General features: G+C 40.1%; 16 protein-coding genes. 10 read left to right on the plus strand and 6 right to left on the minus strand.

Annotation, left to right across the window (positions count from 1 at the left end):
* Window positions 1-22 precede the first annotated feature (22 nt).
* Complete coding sequence (locus tag AC0JIQ_RS01175) at window positions 23-778, minus strand: SDR family oxidoreductase (RefSeq protein WP_474202393.1); 756 nt, start codon at window positions 776-778, stop codon at window positions 23-25.
* A 108-nt stretch (window positions 779-886) separates the two neighbouring features.
* Here AC0JIQ_RS01175 and AC0JIQ_RS01180 point away from each other — a divergent pair, with 108 nt between their 5' ends.
* Window positions 887-1,771, plus strand: a complete 885-nt coding sequence (locus tag AC0JIQ_RS01180) for a LysR family transcriptional regulator (protein WP_474202394.1) — start codon at window positions 887-889, stop codon at window positions 1,769-1,771.
* A 100-nt stretch (window positions 1,772-1,871) separates the two neighbouring features.
* Complete coding sequence (locus tag AC0JIQ_RS01185) at window positions 1,872-2,633, plus strand: HD domain-containing protein (RefSeq protein WP_474202395.1); 762 nt, start codon at window positions 1,872-1,874, stop codon at window positions 2,631-2,633.
* A gap of 65 nt (window positions 2,634-2,698) precedes the next feature.
* Here AC0JIQ_RS01185 and AC0JIQ_RS01190 read toward each other — a convergent pair whose 3' ends face one another.
* Together AC0JIQ_RS01190 and AC0JIQ_RS01195 are read right to left on the minus strand one after the other, a co-directional pair.
* Entirely contained in the window at window positions 2,699-3,991 is a 1,293-nt protein-coding gene (locus AC0JIQ_RS01190; protein WP_474202396.1) for an MFS transporter, read from the minus strand.
* Window positions 3,992-4,192: 201 nt separating this feature from the next.
* Entirely contained in the window at window positions 4,193-4,570 is a 378-nt protein-coding gene (locus tag AC0JIQ_RS01195; RefSeq protein WP_005219411.1) for a heavy metal-responsive transcriptional regulator, read from the minus strand.
* Between the two features lie 103 nt (window positions 4,571-4,673).
* On the opposite strand from AC0JIQ_RS01195, the gene AC0JIQ_RS01200 reads away from it, so the two are divergent.
* Entirely contained in the window at window positions 4,674-5,783 is a 1,110-nt protein-coding gene (locus AC0JIQ_RS01200) for an SDR family oxidoreductase (RefSeq protein ID WP_474202397.1), read from the plus strand.
* A 57-nt stretch (window positions 5,784-5,840) separates the two neighbouring features.
* Here the strand turns inward: AC0JIQ_RS01200 and AC0JIQ_RS01205 are convergent, their stop codons facing one another.
* Window positions 5,841-6,728 carry an SDR family NAD(P)-dependent oxidoreductase gene (locus AC0JIQ_RS01205; protein WP_046739943.1) on the minus strand — a complete coding sequence of 296 codons (888 nt, stop codon included), beginning with the start codon at window positions 6,726-6,728 and terminating at the stop codon, window positions 5,841-5,843.
* Window positions 6,729-6,977: 249 nt separating this feature from the next.
* A complete protein-coding gene (locus AC0JIQ_RS01210; protein ID WP_474202398.1) occupies window positions 6,978-8,255 on the minus strand; it encodes an O-acetylhomoserine aminocarboxypropyltransferase/cysteine synthase family protein in 1,278 nt (425 codons plus the stop codon).
* 297 nt (window positions 8,256-8,552) lie between these two features.
* Between AC0JIQ_RS01210 and ettA the strand changes: the two genes are divergently transcribed.
* The 7 genes from ettA to AC0JIQ_RS01245 all read left to right on the plus strand — a co-directional run bounded on the left by ettA (window position 8,553) and on the right by AC0JIQ_RS01245 (window position 18,589).
* Window positions 8,553-10,214: an energy-dependent translational throttle protein EttA gene (ettA, locus tag AC0JIQ_RS01215; RefSeq protein WP_004660087.1), complete on the plus strand. Its 1,662-nt coding sequence runs from the start codon at window positions 8,553-8,555 to the stop codon at window positions 10,212-10,214.
* Window positions 10,215-10,442: 228 nt separating this feature from the next.
* Window positions 10,443-11,036 carry a hypothetical protein gene (locus AC0JIQ_RS01220; protein WP_474202399.1) on the plus strand — a complete coding sequence of 198 codons (594 nt, stop codon included), beginning with the start codon at window positions 10,443-10,445 and terminating at the stop codon, window positions 11,034-11,036.
* Between the two features lie 210 nt (window positions 11,037-11,246).
* Window positions 11,247-11,645, plus strand: a complete 399-nt coding sequence (locus AC0JIQ_RS01225; protein WP_241306525.1) for a cation efflux protein, CzcI-like — start codon at window positions 11,247-11,249, stop codon at window positions 11,643-11,645.
* A gap of 54 nt (window positions 11,646-11,699) precedes the next feature.
* Window positions 11,700-13,127, plus strand: coding sequence for a TolC family protein (locus tag AC0JIQ_RS01230; protein ID WP_474202400.1), 1,428 nt, complete (start codon window positions 11,700-11,702; stop codon window positions 13,125-13,127).
* A gap of 3 nt (window positions 13,128-13,130) precedes the next feature.
* The gene (locus tag AC0JIQ_RS01235; protein WP_474202401.1) at window positions 13,131-14,363 is read left to right on the plus strand and encodes an efflux RND transporter periplasmic adaptor subunit; all 1,233 of its coding nucleotides are present in this window, start codon (window positions 13,131-13,133) and stop codon (window positions 14,361-14,363) included.
* The gene (locus tag AC0JIQ_RS01240) at window positions 14,353-17,517 is read left to right on the plus strand and encodes an efflux RND transporter permease subunit (protein WP_474202402.1); all 3,165 of its coding nucleotides are present in this window, start codon (window positions 14,353-14,355) and stop codon (window positions 17,515-17,517) included. Before AC0JIQ_RS01235 ends, AC0JIQ_RS01240 begins: the two co-directional genes overlap by 11 nt.
* Before the next feature lie 127 nt (window positions 17,518-17,644).
* Entirely contained in the window at window positions 17,645-18,589 is a 945-nt protein-coding gene (locus tag AC0JIQ_RS01245) for a cation diffusion facilitator family transporter (RefSeq protein WP_034600869.1), read from the plus strand.
* Window positions 18,590-18,620: 31 nt separating this feature from the next.
* Here AC0JIQ_RS01245 and AC0JIQ_RS01250 read toward each other — a convergent pair whose 3' ends face one another.
* Complete coding sequence (locus tag AC0JIQ_RS01250) at window positions 18,621-18,959, minus strand: zinc-ribbon domain-containing protein (RefSeq protein ID WP_004660100.1); 339 nt, start codon at window positions 18,957-18,959, stop codon at window positions 18,621-18,623.
* Window positions 18,960-19,047 lie beyond the last annotated feature (88 nt).

The raw sequence follows: 19,047 nt of genomic DNA on the forward strand, positions 1-19,047 counted from the left end.
CCCAATCTTGATTATGAATGCCTTAACGCGTGGTGTATCCACCATTGGCGAAAATGGTTTGTCCTGTAATCCACCAACCATCAGTCACTAAGAAACGTACTAAGGGTTCAATATCTTCGATCTTGGTTAAGCCGCCCAAGGCTGATGCTGATTTATGATAAGCCACAGCTTCTGGTGCTTCCTGACCGTAGAAAAAAGGCGTATCCATTGGACCAGGTGCGACAGCAGTGACAGAAATACCACGTTCACCAAACTCTTTTGATGCAGCACGCGTGTAGTGTTCCACAGGGGCTTTTAAACCCTCATAAGTGGAATAAAGTCCTGTATATGCAGCAAGTAAACTGGTGACAATGGTACAGATTTTTCCATTTGGATTGAGATGACGACCTGCCGATTGAATAAAGAAATAGGCAATTTTATTATTGATATCATTCATGCCATCAAACTCTTGTTCAGTGGTATCTAAATACGGTTTTTTGAGCACGCGCCCGACGGTATTAATTGCGATATCCACACCGCCAAATTCTGTTTTGGCTTGAATAAATAAGTCTTCAACGTTTTGGATATTGGCTAAATCTGCTTGTACCAAAATTGCTTTAATCCCCAGTGCTTGTACCGCTTGTAAAGTTTCTTCAGCATCTGATTGTGTTGCGGCACTGTTGTAATGAATCAATAAATTTGCCCCTTGTTCAGCAAATTTACGTGAAATTAATCCACCTAAGTTTTTTGCACCGCCGGTAATCAGTACCGTTTTTCCTTTTAGATTATGTTGTGACATTGCTTTATTCCTCATGTTGTTTTTGCATAGAAAACATCCTAATTGAATTTATTTGTTTGAAATAGTTGTTAGTATTGAATTGATTGTGCAAAAAAGTTGAATAATAAAATGGATAAAATTGAGCGGTTAAAGATTTTTTGTCTGGTCGCTGAAAAACAGTCTTTTGCCCAAGCCGCACTGCAACTGGGTTTGCCTCGTTCAAATGTGACTTATGCGATTCAGGCTTTGGAAAAAGAATATGAAGTTTTACTGTTTTATCGCACTACGCGTAAAGTTGCGTTAACGCATGAAGGCAGTTTGTTTTATGAGGAGGCAATACGTCTGGTTGCCCAACTGAAAGAGTTAAATCGTTTTAAAACGCAGGTACGTAGCCAAGAGGGCAAGATCAGTATCGGTATGCCGAAACGTTTGGCAACACAAGTGTTGATCCCTCATCTATCTGCATTTTATCAACGCTATCCTAAAGTCAAAGTGTTGATTAATGGCAGTGATGATTTTTCAAATTTGATTGAACAACAACTGGATTGTGTGGTGCGGGTTGGTCAGGTTCAGGATGAATATTTACTGATTCGACCGATTAAACAGACGCAAATCTGGACTTTAGCATCACCAAAATATTTGGCGGAATATGGTGAACCAAAGCATTTTGATGAGTTAGAACGGCATTTTGCTGTGGATTATCATGTGGCAAAGCATTATAGAGAACTAAGTGAATTAAGCTTTCAGAATCATCCTGTCAAGATGCCTTATCGTTTACTGGTTGAAAATACAGAGGCCTATATCCAAGCAGGTTTGGCAGGTATCGGCTTGATTCAGATCCCTGAATTCGATGCGAAAACTTATGTAGAGCAAGGGCAGCTCCAGCGATTATTCTCAGATATTCCAAGCTTGGAATTACCTGTGAATATTTTGCTGACGGATCGACAATATCGCCCAAAATATTTCCAAGACTTTATCGATTGGTTAGATGAACGACTCAAAAATTTGCTTTAGCTTTTATAGAAGCAACGCCTCAGATCACTTTGACAGAAGCAGAAATTTACAGTAAAACTAGAAATTAGAGTAATTACTCTAATTTTATAGGTGAATAAAAATGCAGATTGGTCGACAAGAATGGATGGCTCAAACTTCAGGCGATTTGTCTTTAAAGGATCGTATGGCCTTATTGAGTCATAGCCTATTTCCTGTGCTCAAACAAAGTATAAAAATGTATATGTATTCAGGTCATTCTAAGCAGCGTCATCAGTTTTTGAGTGTGGATGATTTACATTTGCCTGATAGTAATCATGTCAAACAGGCAATTGAAAAGATACAATCTTGTAGTTCAGTGAGTTTACAGAATCATTGTTTAAGGACTTGGCATTATGCCGTTGCATTTTCCAAGATGCAGAATCTAAAACACGATGCTGAATTATTGGCGGTATCTTGTTTGCTCCATGATTTAGGCATGACTGAGCAACATTATCAGCATCACGAAAATTGTCGTTGTTTTGCAGGACAGGGTGCTTATGCTGCTCAAGACTGGTCTTTAGCACAAGGATGGCAAGCACCACGTGCTGATCAATTGTTTGATGTCATCAGTATGCACATGAATCCTTATGTTGCGGTTGATGAGGGTGTTGAGGCACATTTGCTACAGCAGGCGGCCAGTTGTGATGTGATTGGAAGTCGAGGTTTTGAGTTTTCTACACAATTTAGACAACAATTATTTGGGCAATATCCTCGTTTAGACTTTAACCAGCACATGATTGAATTTACTCAAAAAGAGGCACGTATTCGCCCAAAATCTCGAACAGCAATGGTAGTAAAGAGTGGGTTTAAGCAATTGGTTCGTTTGAACCCTTATCTTGATTAAACAATTAGAAATAAAAAAACCACTTTTGCGAGAACAAAAGTGGTTTAAATGAATCATTCGCTTGATTAGTGATCATGCTCCAAATATTCAGGTTTTTTCGGTAACGCCAAGCTACACAAGAAACAAATAATCAGCATGAAAATCACATAGATAAAGAAGATATTTTCAATGCCTGCATCTTTAAATATCAGGGCAACCGATGGTGCAGAACCACCAAATAAGGCATTACCCACCGCATAGGAGAAACCGACACCTAAGGCGCGTACATGAGGAGGGAACATTTCAGCTTTGACCAAACCGCTGATTGAGGTGTAGAAGCTCAACAACATCATCAAGAAAATGAGTAATAAGGTGATGATGACAGGTGAGTCGGCAAAACTCCGCATCCCCGTAACCATGACTGGATAAATAAAGATTGCGCTGAGTAAGCTGAAAGCGAGCATTGAAGCACGACGACCGATTCGATCCGATAACATCCCAAACAAAGGTTGCGCGATCATAAACACAAATAATGCCGTCGTCATGATAAAGCCTACAGTTTTACCATCCATACCGATATTGGTGAGGTAGGTTTTTGAATATACCGTTACCACGTAAAAGGTGAGTGAACCTGCTGAGGTGTATCCCACCACCAACAGAAACGTTTTCCAATGTTGCTTCAATAATGCAATTAAACTACCTGACTCTTCACGTTCCGCATCTTCATGAGAAAGTGTTTCTTCTAAGCGACTTCGCGCAGCAAGAGAAAGCAAAGCAGCGACACCACCGATCACAAATGGAATACGCCAACCGCCATCATTTAATTGTTGCTCCGTCATAAAACCAAGCAAAATCACCCCAAGTAAACTGGCAAGAAGTTGTCCGCCTGATAAGGTCACATATTGGAATGATGCGAAGAAACCACGCTGTCCTTTTAAGCCAAGTTCGCTCATATAGGTAGCAACAGCGCCATATTCACCACCAACGGATAGACCTTGTAGTAAACGAACCATTAACAGTAAAAATGGTGCCCACATTCCAACTTGATCATAGGTCGGCAATGCTGCAAATAGGAATGAGCTGAGTGCCATTAAGCAAATCGAAATAACCATGGATTGTTTACGACCTTGGCGGTCGGCAATGCGTCCGAATAACCAACTACCAATGGGTCGCATGAAGAAGCTCGCGCCAAACACTCCCCATACATAAATGGCTTTGGTGGTTGAATCCATATCTGGAGCGGTCAATGCATGAGTAAAATAAGCAGCAAAAACGGCATAAATATAAAAATCGAACCATTCAACTAAATTCCCTGATGCTGCACCGACAATGCCTTTAATACGGCTGAGTCTTTCTTCCTTACTATATGTTTGGTTCATTCCTATTCCTTTCGTAATCCAATCAGGCTTTTTTATTTAACTTTTAATGAATGTTATATACCGCTGAAAAACATGAAAATGACACTATTTTGTATGCTTTTTATAGCGATATTTTAAATAAAAAGAGATTTTAAGGAGGTAGGAATGAAACTAAAATTAGGAAATAAAGTTAAACTTAGACTCTAATATTCTGAAAAATAATTAATTTATGTCAGGAATAGGGCAATCTGCTCTAAGTGGGCAAGCAGCCCCTTGTGTAAAGCGACTTAACATGGTTTTGATATGCAGTAATTGTGAAATTTTTTCATCAATCATATTCAGTTTGTCTTGGAAAATATCGTGTACTTGAATGGCGGGGATTTCTCCTTGCGCTGTTAGTGCCAAAATTTGTTTAATTTCAGTGAGAGAAAATCCTAAATTTTTTGCAGTTCGTATTAACTGTAATTGTTGTAGTGTTTGTTCTGGATAATCCTTATAGCCATTATTGCGGGTGATAGACTGAATTAACTGCATTTTTTCATAAAAACGGATGGTATCTCGGCTTAAATCAGTTTGTTTTGCGAGTTGTCCAATTAACATGATCTCATCCTTATTATTTTCAAAGTGCAATAAAAAATTGCTTGACTATAGAGTGTACTCCATCCTTTAGCCTATTCCTATCTTCAAAAATAGGATCTTAAACATGGAAAATAATCCGATAAAATTTCAGCAAAAACAGATTGCGCTAGTTGCTGGAGCAACTGGATTTGTTGGGCGATTTTTAATTGCAGAATTATTAAAGAATGGGCATCAGGTTTTTGCGTTGTTACGACGTCAGTCAGTACAACAAGCGAGTTTAGAACAATGGTTCAGTGCTCAACACATTCCTACATACAGACTCACATTTATTCAAGGTGATGTGACTAGGCCTAAGCTCGGAATCAGCGAGCAAGATTGGGAAAAATTAAGTTCAGTGGATACGTTATATAACATTAGCGCGCTTTTTGCATGGAACTTGAGTATGCAACAAGCTCGAGCTGTGAATGTGGATGGTGCATTAAATTTACTGAGTTGCGTAACACAACATTGTCATTTACAGCGTGCTCTACATGTTTCAGGCTATATGTTGACCATACAATCGCATATACAGCAAGCAGGCGTGTGTTTGGAACAACCTAACCGAACCGATTGGCAAGCAGTGTATCAACAATTAGGTGCATATGAAGCTTCCAAAATTGAGGCTCATTACGCTTGGATAGAATGTGCTGAAAAGCTCTCGATTGATTGGACGATTATTCATCCTGCTACAGTCTGTGGTGATGCTTTATCGGGTGAAATCCCTCACAATCAACCAATTGCTCAAATGATTGATTTATTAAAGCGTCGTAAAATGAGTGCAATTCCTGCAACACCAAAACATTATCTGCCTTTGGTGAGCGTAGATGATCTATGCCAAGTGATGGTGCGAGCTGCAACAGATTCAGGTTTAGTGAACCAGTCCTTATTAGTTGCCTCAGAGCAGAACATTCCTTTGTCTGAATTGACGCAAATGATTGCTCAACAATTAAAAGTCTCCGCACCGAAACAACATGTGCCGCTGGCTATTTTACGATTAATTTTGAAATGGACATGGTTGGCAAATCAATTAGAAATGTCGGCTGAGATGTTAAGTTTTTTGAGGACTGAACAACTGGATTTAGAACCGCTTAAACAATTTAGACAGCGTTGGGATATACAGACAGGGGATTTAGCGGATGCTATTACAAAAACAACAGATTGGATGAAACAAACAACATCCACACAAATTGTTTAAATCATAAAAAAACAGCGTATCTAGAGATACGCTGTTTTTAAAATCGGAATCACAAGATTACCAGTGTTCACCTGGGAACAAGCGTGCATAGGCACGTTGTACAAGATTTAATTTCTCTTGCTCACCTACAGATGCTGTAGAGCTTGGGAATAAGTTAAATCCGATTGACATCAAAATATTATTTACATCTGGTGCAATCGCATAAGTAATCGATGCAAGACGACCTAGGTTGGTTGCAATCTTCTTCGGACGTTTCACAATCGCATAAGCAATCAAATCCGCTGCTTGTTCAGGAGAAAGCGTTGGTACATATTTATAGATTTTGGTTGGTGCAATCATTGGTGTGCGCACTAATGGCATATAAATCGAAGTGATTGCAATTTTGTGCGAGTGAACTTCAGCAGATAAACAACGGCTAAATGCATCCAGTGCTGCTTTTGATGCTACATAAGCAGAGAAGCGGGTTGCATTTGCAAGTACACCAATCGAACTGATATTGATGATTTGGCCATCTTTACGTTGCATCATGTGTGGCAACACATTTAACACTAAACGAACTGCACCGAAGTAATTCAATTGCATAGTACGTTCAAAGTCATGGAAACGATCAACAGACTCATGTACAGCACGACGAATTGAACGACCTGCGTTATTAACCAAAATATCAATGTGATCAACAGCAGCTAAAATTTCTTTTGAAACTGCATCAATTGATTCCATGTCGTTAAGGTCACATGGAAAAACAGAAGCTTTTCCACCCTCAGCTTCAATCTCAGCTTTGACTTCGTCTAATTTTTCTTTAGTACGAGCAAGCAACAAGACATGAGCACCTGCCTGAGCGAGGTATTTTGAGACCGTTAAACCAATGCCACTTGATGCACCAGTGACAACAATAGTTTTCCCGTCGACTTTTTGTTGAAAAAGTTTTTTGAGTTTTGCGTTCATGTAAGTTACCTACATTAATCAAGCTGTTGTTTGCAATGCTTTTTTATTGCGATTAAACATTGCACTTTATTTTGTATTAATATTAACCGATTTTTTTTGTTTGTCTAGTGTAAATATTTGAAATATAATAAATTTTTTAGAGTAAAAACTCTAAAACTAAATATAGGGATAGTTGAAAAGGAAATAAGTTTTTAGTTTATTAAATAAAAAAACAGCCTCTACAAGAGAGGCGGTTTGATGTACTGGCGTTTAAACTTGAGCGAGGGCTTGTTCTAGATCTGCAAGCAAATCATCAATATGTTCGATACCGACAGAAAGGCGAACTAGATCTTCGCTGACACCAGCAGATTTAAGTTCTTCAGCATTGAGTTGGCGATGGGTTGTGGTAGCAGGGTGACATGCCAAGCTTTTGGCATCACCAATATTGACCAAACGCGTAAAGAGTTGTAATGCATCGATAAAGCGAGTACCGCCTTCTAAGCCATCTTGCACGCCAAAAGAAAGAATTGCTGAAGGTTTACCTTTCACATACTTTTGTGCCAAATTATGCTGTGGATGGTCACTTAAACCTGCATAATTGACCCATTTTACTTTTGGATGTTGTTTCAAATAATTTGCAACTTTCAGTGCATTCTCCGTATGGCGCTCCATACGAAGGCTTAAAGTTTCTAAACCTTGTAAGATCAAAAACACACTCAGTGGACTAATCGCAGCCCCTGTATTGCGTAACGGAACAACGCGTGCACGTGCGATATAAGCAGCTTCACCCAGAACTTCAACATAATTCACGCCGTGATAGCTTGGATCTGGTGTATTCAACGCTTTAAAACGTTCAGGATATTTGCCCCAAGGGAATTTGCCACTATCAATAATGACACCACCAATACTGTTGCCATGTCCGCCAATGTATTTCGTCAGAGAATGAACCACGATATCTGCACCAAATTCAAATGGTTTCAATAAAGCAGGAGTTGCAACAGTATTATCTACAATAACAGGCACACCATATTCATGAGCAATTTTGGAGATTGCTTCTAGGTCGATGATATTCCCAAGAGGGTTTCCGATCGACTCAACAAAGACCAGTTTGGTCTTATCATCAATAATAGAACGTAAAGCTTCGGGATTCTGATAATCAAAGAAACGAACTTCAATCCCTTGTTTCGGCAATGTATGCGCAAATAGGTTATAAGTACCACCGTATAAAGTGGATACAGATGCAATATTGTCACCTGCTTCAGCAATCGTTTGAATCGAATAGGTGATCGCTGCCATACCTGAGGCTAGAGCCAATGCACCAATACCACCTTCAAGCGCTGCGAGGCGTTGTTCGAGTACGGCAGTGGTTGGATTCATAATACGGGTGTAAATATTTCCCTGAACTTTTAAATCGAATAAGTCAGCACCATGCTGTGTATTATCAAATGCATAAGACGTGGTTTGATAAATAGGTACAGCGACAGCCTTTGTAGTGGCTTCTGGTGAATATCCCGCATGAATGGCTAAAGTTTCATCTTTATAGGTCATGATTACATCATCTACGTGAGTTAAATACTGATCGAGTGTAGCCGAAAAGCTATTCAAAATGGTGCATAATTTATGCGATTTATTGCGTTTTTATTCATATAAACAAAATATTAAGCGATTGAAGGCGATAATTCTGTTATGAAGACAAAATTGTGTAATGTCTTGAAAAAGAAAATCCTTTGATTGGATGAAACAAAGATGATCTTAACTTCATGTTAATCCCGTTTTCAGCGTATAATACGTGCGATTATTTTTCGCTTTTTGCGATTTATTGGTTTTTCAATTGAGGAGTCCTGCGTGGCCCAATATATTTATACGATGAATCGAGTGTCGAAAATGGTTCCGCCAAAGCGCGAAATCTTAAAAGACATCTCTTTATCATTTTTCCCAGGCGCAAAAATTGGTGTGCTTGGTTTGAACGGTGCAGGTAAATCTACCTTACTCCGTATTATGGCTGGCGTAGATAAAGATTTCTCAGGTGAAGCACGCGCACAACCAGGAATCAAAATCGGTTACTTAGAACAAGAGCCGCCACTCGACCCAAGTAAAGATGTACGTGGAAACGTTGAAGATGGCGTACGTGAAGCACTTGATGCTTTAGAACGTCTTGATCAGGTTTTTGCAGAATATGCAGATCCAGATGCAGATTTTGATGCACTTGCAAAAGAGCAAGAAAAATTAGAATCAATCATCCATGCTTGGGATGCACATAATCTGAATAATCAGCTTGAAATTGCTGCAGATGCATTGAATCTTCCAGCTTGGGATGCAGATGTATCATTGCTTTCAGGTGGTGAGCGCCGTCGTGTTGCATTATGTCGTTTATTGCTTTCTAAGCCAGACATGTTACTTCTTGACGAACCAACGAACCATTTAGATGCTGAATCAGTGTCTTGGTTAGAGCGTTTCTTGAAAGATTTCCCTGGTACGATCGTTGCGATTACGCATGACCGTTATTTCTTGGATAACGTGGCTGAGTGGATTCTTGAACTTGACCGTGGCATGGGGATTCCTTATCAAGGTAACTATTCTTCTTGGTTGGAACAAAAGAATGCCCGCCTAGAGCAAGAGAACAAACAAGAAGAATCTTTTGCGAAAGCATTGAAAAAAGAACTTGAATGGGTTCGTTCAAATGCCAAAGGTCAGCAAAAGAAAAACAAAGCGCGTATGGAGCGTTTTGAAGAGCTTAACTCTCGTGAGTTCCAACAGCGTAATGAAACTTCTGAAATTTATATTCCACCTGGCCCACGCCTAGGAAATAAAGTTGTAGAAGTTGAAGGCATCAGTAAATCATTCGATGGTCGCTTACTTTACGAAAACTTAACGTTTACTGTACCTCCTACAGCGATTGTGGGTATCGTGGGTCCAAACGGTGCGGGTAAAACCACGCTATTCCGTATGATGACCGGTGAACAGCAACCAGATACAGGTACTGTGACTTTAGGTGAGTCGGTTAAAGTGGCTTACGTTGGTCAGATCCGTGACACCTTAGATAACAACAAAACCGTTTGGGAAGAAGTTTCTGGTGGTTTAGATATCTTAAAAATTGGTGATTACGAAATTGCATCACGTGCTTATATCGGTCGCTTTAACTTTAAAGGTCAAGATCAGCAAAAACGTGTAGGTGAATTGTCTGGTGGTGAGCGTAACCGCTTACAACTTGCCAAGATCTTACAGTTAGGTGCAAACGTTATCTTACTGGATGAGCCATCGAACGACTTGGATATCGAAACTTTACGTGCGCTTGAGGATGCAATTCTTGTATTCCCAGGTACAGTGATGGTGGTATCGCATGACCGTTGGTTCCTTGACCGTATTGCAACGCACATCTTGTCATTTGAGAATGAACAGCCAGAATTCTACACAGGTAACTATGCAGAATACGAAGCATACCGTCAGTCTCGTTTAGGGGATACAGCAGCAACTAAACGTACAAAGTATAAAAAGATTACAGGTTAATTTCCTGTCTAAAAAACCAGCTTTCGAGCTGGTTTTTTTTATTTTATAGAGAACTAATAAATATTAAAAAATGGATTTATTCTCATTTAACTTATAGGCGGTTTACTCTATAGAAGTTAAGCGATTCAAACTTATTAAAATAATCGCAATTAGTCTTATTTTTTTAATTTATTAATATTAATATTAATTTTCAATTTATTAAATGGTAAATATACTTTTTGGAAAATTATGAAAAAAATTAAACTTTATTCTATTGTTTTAGGGGTAGCTGCTGCTACACAACTTACAGGGTGTCTTTCTGTTAAGTCTTATGTTGATCCAGCATATAAAGGACTTAGTTATTCTGATATCAAAAGGCCAAATCAACCCATTCCGGTGGTATTAACTACAGAATTTCAAAGAAATGGTGTGGTTATTCCAAGAGCGGCAAAAGAATTACAGTCTAGTGTAGATCGTAGTTTAAGAGCTACAGGTGTATTCTCACCTATAGTTCAATCTAATAATGATAACCAAGCAAAAATCTATTTAACAGCAAACAATGTAGCTGATTTAGGCGAAGCTGCTGGGAAAGGTGCATTAACGGGTTTGACTTTTGGTGCTGTAGGTAATGCAGTTACTGATAAATATGAATTTAAATTTAAATATATCGATGCTCAAGGCAAAGAAATTTCTCAGCGTTATCCGCATATGATTTTATCGACTGTTGGGAACAAAAAAGCACCAGTTGAAAATGTAGCACCAATGACCATTAATGAGGCATTTAACAAGGTTATTGATGATGTTGTAATTCGCTTTACTTATGATCTACAAAAACAACAGTAGATATTTTTTAAATAAAAAGGCTTTTCCGGAAGCCTTTTTAGGGAAATGGAACCTTATGATAAAGATTGTTGTTCTATGAGTTTAAAAGAGTAATTGGTTTTTCAATTTAATTTGAAGAATAGCCTTATCGGAATAATCTTTTAATAATGTAATTTTATTACATGTACTTTACTTGCTATAGTGACCCAAATTTTGAACAGTTGGTGTAATGTGCAACGTTCTGCTGTATTTATGACACTCTTGCTGAGTTTGTTCATGTTCCAAAGTTTTTGGAATGTGGCGGCAGCTTTTTGTGCGCATGAACAGCCGACTGAATATCGTACGTTGAATCATTTTGGGCATCATATCCCTGAAAATTTAGATGCTTCTGAAAAACATGCAGTAGTTGCAGATCAAGATGCTTCTGATTTACCCATGCCGTTAAGTTTGCAAGATCATCATGATCATTTGCCATCTTGTTTTCATGTCGTTGTGACCGAAGCGCAACAACAGTTGAATGAACCAATTTTACAGACGCATGAAATAGAACAAAAATATTACTGGTCTAATTTGTACCAGTCGCCACATTTATCACAACTCACCCCGCCGCCTGTATTCACCCCGCTATAGGTGGGGTAGCCGAAAAATAGCCCACCGCAACCTTATTTATTTGCGGGGCTTTATATGTCTTTAAGTTTAAATCAGCGTAGCTATGCATTTAAAAAGCGTACGCTTAGAAATCATCTGCTTTTATCATCATTGAAATGGTCAATTTTGAGTATTGGTTTATCAGTGGGAGTTTTAGCTCAAGCAGCTTCAGCTGAGTCCTTACTCAATGTGAATCAATCGCCAACAACTGTTGCGCAGCGAAATAGTAACTTTGAAAAAATTCTTGAGCAAATTCGTGGTTATCAAGCCAACCAATCCAATTGGCAAACCCAACAACAGATGGCGAATGTACAGCTCAAACAAAGTGCTTTACGTGTGAATCCAAGCATTTCAATTGAGCAAACTGGTTTACAGAATAATCAGGATCAAGAGCTTGCCATTGGTATTTCACAGCCATTAGATTTATTTGGTCAACGACGTGCAGCACAAAAAGTTGCTCAGCTTTCAGCAACTCAAGTCGATTTAGAACAGCAACGCTACAATGCTGAACTTGAATTGATTGTGCAATATGCATGGTCACAAGTGGCATTATTCCAATTGGAAAAGTCTTTGGTTGCAGAGCAATTACAAGTCAGCCAAGAAAATTTAGACGCAACGATGAAGCGTTATCAAGCTGGTAATATAGCTCAAGTTGATGTTGAGCGAGTTCGTATTGCACATTTAGAAAATCAGCGTATTTATCAACAAGCAGATTTACAGCTTCGAGTTGCACAACAGCAATTAGCAAGTTTTTGGGGCAGTGACCTGAATCAATTTGTGATTGCTCCCAGTGTCAATGAGCTTTGGTCTCGTGCCATAGTCGTAAAAACTGACCGACAAGATATAGAGAATTTATTTGAGCGAGGTTTGCAATTAGAAACTCAGCGTCAACAAGCCAATATTGATCAGCTCAAAGCAAAATCTCGTCCTCAACCGATTATGTCTTTAGGTGTAAATCGGACACGTTCGGCAGATCAAAATACTGAAAATCAAATTCGTTTAGGGGTGGAGATTCCGCTCAATATTTTTAACTCACAAAAATACGGTATCCAGATTGCGGAAGCGAAGCAAACACTGATTCAACAACAACATCGTTTTTATCGTCAGCAAAATCAGTTGGATATTGATGTTCGTCTTGCTGAACTACGTGGACTACAAACGCAATTTAAACAGTTAAATGACCAACAAGTGCCTTTAGCGATACAGGTTCAGCAAAAGACTTTGCAAGGTTTTCGCCTAGGTAAATTTGCTGTTACGGATGTGCAACAAGCCACAACTCAGTTACAGGATGTCCGTTTACGTAAAGTTCAACTCCTTAAACAAGCTTGGCAATTGAATGTGGAAGTACAAAGTGCACGTATGGGGCTTCCAGTAGAGCAGATCACAGCGAAAGATGCCTTAATGCAATTAAATCAACGCGTTTGGCAACAAAGTAACGCTTTTCCAAGCCAAGTAGGAGAATAAGAGATGGATATGAAACAAAAAACACGTTCTCAATGGGTTTGGATTAGCATCATTATTGTTGTCACGGGGATTCTCGCGGGTGCTTTGTTATGGGGTGCTAAAGCTGAAAATACCGAGAATGCTGAGCAAGAGCACGCTCATCAGGAAAATGAAAAAGAAGGTGCTGAAGGTGAAAAAGAGCAGGGTGAGGAAGAGGAAAAGCTCACCTTAACCAATGAGCAAATGCAGCAGCAAAATGTCAAACTTGCGCAAGTTGCATTAGGTGAAGTCAATCAAGTTCAAACATTTCCAGCCAAATTGGTGGTCAATACAGATCGCCAAGCGCACGTTTCGCCGAGTTTCGCTGGGCGTGTGGAGTCTGTTTTTGTTGAACTAGGTCAGCAAGTCAAACGAGGTCAGGCCTTAGCCAATTTATTGGTTCCAGATCTCGTCGATCAACAAGCCAATCTACAAATTGCGCAAACAAATTTGGATTTGGCGAAACAAGATTATGAACGTGAACGCAGTTTATGGTCGCAGGGCATTTCTGCAAAACAAGATTATCAGCGTGCTTATAATGCTTATCGTCAAGCGCAAATTCAGGTACAAGCTGCTCGCTCACGTTTAACCGCTTTCGGTGCTGGTTCAAATTCTAGCGGACGCTATACCCTCACAGCACCAATGAATGGTGTGATTAGCAACAAAGATATTGTGATTGGAGAAAATGTTCAGCTTGCCGATCAGTTGTTCACCATAGATCAACTTGATCAGCTTTGGTTGGAGTTTGTTATGCCGACAATCGCTAACGTCAATGTTCAGCCAAATCAACAAATCCGCTTCAAGTCTCTGCAAACAGGTAATCAATTTAACGCACAAGTTCAAAGTCTCACTACTGAAGCCGATGCACAAACAGGGCGTTTACAAGTGCGCGCTAAAGTTCTGTCAAATGCAGCCGAATTACGTCCAAATTTGATGGTGAATGTAGAGTTACAAGCAGGCTCAAAACAGTCAGCTATCCGTGTGAATGCACAGGCGATTCAACAGGTTGAAGGTAAAGATGTCGTTTTCGCCGCTCAAACGAATCAGAAAAAGGGTTTTGATTTCAAAGCGATTCCTGTTCAGATCGGTCAACGTACCCAAGATGGACAATGGGTCGAAATTACCCAAGGTTTGAGTGCGGGCCAGTCTTATGTAGTAACAGGTAGTTTCTTGTTGAAATCAGAACTTGAAAAAGGGGAGGCTGAACATGGGCATTAACTCTCCTCAATTCCCCAAGCCTGAAGGTTTATTTGATCGATTGATTCAATTTTCGATTCGTAATGCCATTTGGGTGATGCTATTTATGATGACGTGGATTGCAGTTGGTATTTGGAGCTATCAAAAGCTTCCGATAGATGCAGTTCCTGATATTACCAATACTCAAGTACAAATTAATACCCAAGCGAATGGTTATACCGCTTTAGAGGTAGAACAGCGGATTACCTATCCGATCGAAACTGCGATGGCAGGTATTCCAGATCTAGAACAAACCCGTTCGATTTCTCGTTATGGCTTATCGCAAGTGACCATTATTTTTAAAGATGGCACGGATATTTACTGGGCAAGACAGTTAATTAATCAACGTTTGCAGGAGGCAGACGGACAATTGCCAGATGCGGTTGATCCTGTGATGTCACCGATCTCTACAGGGCTTGGAGAGATTTATCAATGGGTGGTTAAAGCTAAACCCGATGCAAAAAAAGAAGATGGAACACCGTATAGTGCGATGGACTTACGAGAAATCCAAGATTGGATTGTGCGTCCACAATTACAGCGTGTTAAAGGTGTGGCTGAAATTAACAGTATTGGCGGCTACAGCAAAACCTATATTGTTTCACCTGATTTAAAGCGTTTACAGCAACTCCAAATTTCCTTGCCAGCGTTCCAAGCTGCATTGCAAGAGAACAATGAAAACCGAGGCGCAGGTTTTATTGAGGAAAATGGACAACAACTAACGGTACGTGTGCCGGGTATGCTCAGTACAGTTGAGGATATTCAAAACATTACTGTCTCGGTTAAAAATGGTCTACCCATTCGTGTTGCAGATGTGGCTTCAGTGGCGATCGGACATGATTTGCGTACAGGTGCTGCCACATATAATGGCGAGGAAACCGTGCTTGGTATCGCTATGATGATGATGGGCGAAAATAGCCGTACGGTTGCCCAAGCGGTTGATAGTAAGATCAATGAAATTCAGCTGACTTTACCCAAAGGCGTTGAAATTGAAACGGTGTATGACCGTACGAGCTTAGTAAATAAAGCCATCAAAACGGTTCAGAAAAACTTAGTAGAAGGCGCGATTTTAGTCATCGTGATTCTGTTTATTTTCTTAGGCAACTTCCGTGCTGCTTTGATTACTGCTTGTGTGATTCCGTTGTCAATGCTGTTCACCTTAACGGGTATGGCTGAACAAAATATCAGTGCCAATTTAATGAGTTTAGGTGCATTAGATTTTGGGATCATTGTTGATGGTGCAGTGGTCATTGTCGAAAACTGTATTCGACGGCTAGCGGAGGCACAGCATCATGCTGGACGCTTACTCACACGACAGGAACGCTTTAAAGAAGTCTTTTTGGCAGCCAAGCAAGCACGTAAACCACTCCTATTTGGTCAGGCCATTATTATGGTGGTGTATTTACCCATTTTTGCTTTGACAGGTGTAGAAGCGAAAATGTTCCATCCAATGGCAATGACGGTGGTAATGGCATTGCTGGGTGCGATGATTTTGTCGGTAACTTTTGTACCAGCTGCGGTTGCATTGTTTATTACAGGTGAAGTCAAAGAAAAAGAATCTCGTTGGATGCAAGGCTTAAAACGTAAATACCAACAGATTTTGGATTGGGCATATCAATTCAAAATGGTGGTGGTGGCTTTAGCCGTGAGTATTTTGGTACTGACTGGCGTACTGACGACCCAAATTGGCAGTGAATTTGCGCCACAACTGAGTGAAGGAGATTTTGCCTTACAACAAATGCGTTCGCCAAGCACAGGCTTGGAGCAGTCTTTACGTATGCAGGAAAATACTGAAAAGTTAATTATGAAGAATTTTTCAGAAGTCAAAGCGGTATTTGCCAGAACGGGGACAGCTGAAGTTGCGACCGATGTGATGCCGCCAAATATCTCAGATGCTGTGATTTTGTTAAAACCGCGTGATCAATGGGAAAATCCGAAAGAAACAATTGATGAATTACGTAGCCGTATGCAGGCATTTTTGGAAACCATCCCGGGTAATAACAGTGAATTTTCACAACCAATTGAACTCCGTTTTAATGAGTTGATCTCAGGTGTACGTAGTGATGTCGGGATCAAAGTCTTTGGTGACGATATGAATGTGCTGAACACTCAAGCACAGGCGATTGCGCAAAAAGTACAGAAAATTTCAGGTGCGACTGCGGTCAAAGTGGAACAGACCACAGGTTTGCCAGTGCTTAATGTGGATATCAATCATGCATTAGCTGCGCAATATGGCCTGTCGGTTAAAACCATTCAGGATGTGGTTGCAGCGAGCGTGGGTGGTCAAAATGTTGGACAGATTTTGCAAGGTGATCGTCGTTTTGATTTTGAAATTCGTTTGCCTGATGCACAACGTACAGCACAGAACTTAGCGCAGTTACCTATTCAATTGCCAAATGGTGGTTTGATTCAATTGCAAGATGTTGCCAAAGTGGAAACGATTTTAGGGATGAGCCAAGTCGGTCGTGAAAATGGTAAGCGTCGTGTTATTGTCACCGCAAATGTGGAGGGTCGTGATCTGGGTTCATTTGTGCAGGAGTTACAAGCGACATTAAAACAACAACCTCTGCCAGCAGGTTATTGGCTAGAGTTTGGTGGACAGTTTGAAAATCTGGCTTCTGCGGCGGCTCGTATGCAAATTGTGATTCCACTGGCGTTGATTACCATCTTTATTTTATTGATGGCAGTGTTTCATAACTTTAAGGAAAGCCTGTTGGTCTTCAGTGGTGTGCCATTTGCGTTGTCAGGTGGATTAGTCGCACTTTGGCTGCGTGACATTCCATTGTCTATGTCCGCAGGTGTTGGATTCATTGCGCTCTCTGGTGTCGCAGTACTCAATGGGTTAGTGATGCTGAGTTTCATCAAAGAGCTTCGTGAGCAGTTTAATGTACATAAAGCGACCTGGCAGGGGGCGATTCTCCGATTACGTCCCGTTCTGATGACCGCCTTCGTGGCATCGTTGGGTTTTATTCCGATGGCGATTGCCACAGGGACTGGTGCAGAAGTACAACGCCCATTGGCGACAGTTGTGATAGGTGGGATTATTTCTTCTACTTTACTGACATTGCTGATTTTGCCTGTAGTTTATCGCTGGATGAATGAAGCTAAGGAAGCAAAAAGTCAGGAAACCGCAATCTAATCCATTTATGTTATCTTCTTAATTAAGCATTTTATTAAGAAGAATCTGAACCGATCAAAGCATGATTCATGCTTTGGTCGACTGTGGGGCTGAACAGTCTTACTTTGATAATGATAAGGAGTCCAACATGAGTGGACATCAAGGGCATGATCATAGTCATGCTGCTGTTACAGAAGGCAATGCAAAAAAACTAACGATTGCGCTAATACTGACCACGACTTTTTTAGTCATTGAATTTATTGCAGGTATCATCACACAGAGTTTGGCATTACTTTCCGATGCTGCACATATGTTTACTGATGCCGCTGCATTAGCGATTGCTTTAGCAGCGATTAAAATTGCTAAACGCCCTGCTGATGATAAGCGTACCTTCGGTTATCAGCGTTTCGAGATTTTGGCGGCATTGTTTAATGCATCTATGCTATTTTTTGTGGCGATGTATATTCTTTACGAAGCCTATCAACGTTTTACCCAACCGCCCGAAATTCAAAGTATAGGCATGTTGGTGGTCGCATCAATTGGATTAATCATTAATTTGATTTCAATGAAAATTTTGATGTCGAGTGCGACTGAAAGTTTGAACATGAAAGGTGCTTATTTAGAAGTGCTGAGTGATGCATTAGGTTCTGTCGGTGTGATTATTGGTGCTGTGATTATCTATTACACCAACTGGTATTGGGTTGATACCATAATTGCAGTTGCGATCGGTTTTTGGGTCTTACCAAGAACATGGATTTTGCTCAGACAAAGTATCAATATTTTATTAGAAGGTGTACCTGAAGAGGTTGATATTGAAAAGTTACGCACTGATCTGTTGGGTTTAGATGGTGTTGAAAGTATCCACCAATTAAAGGTTTGGGCGATTACATCGAAGAATATTCATCTTACCGTACATTTGTTTGCACCGAATGTTGATCGTAATCAGCTACATCGTGCTGCAATTGAAATGTTATCGCATGAACATGGTATTGCCGAAGTGACTTTGCAGATCGAAGATGATGCTGAAATGAATTGTCAGCATACTCATCAACATGTTGAAGATGAACAACACACTCATTCACATCAGCACTAAGCTGATGTGAATTGGAATTTAGAGCAACGTGTTAGTTTTGCCATTCGTGATTACAGTCACGGCATTTCCAATGCTTTTGCGCTTGCATAAAAGCCTGCATTGAAATTTTGAAATCAGGTAAATCTCGCCAAAATAAGATGCCCGCGATGACACAGACAATAAATACTGCAACGGTCGCAATTTGCAGGCCTTGACCAGCGCCATGCCCAAAAATCCACATTGCAACACTAATTAACACCAACACCAGTAAAATAAAAATAGCAGGAACTAAAAGCACCAAGCTTTTAGGCACATTAGGGCGAGGGCTATTTGTACCCTGACTGACAGGCATAATTTTAACGCTTTGGCATTTAGGGCAACGATATTGCATAAAGGTTTCCTATAGTATTTTGTTTATTTTAGCGAAAATTATGCAAAAGCTAAAATCCTACGTTGTTCAAATACATAAACTTACTTAT

This window comes from Acinetobacter sp. FB (assembly GCF_056033405.1).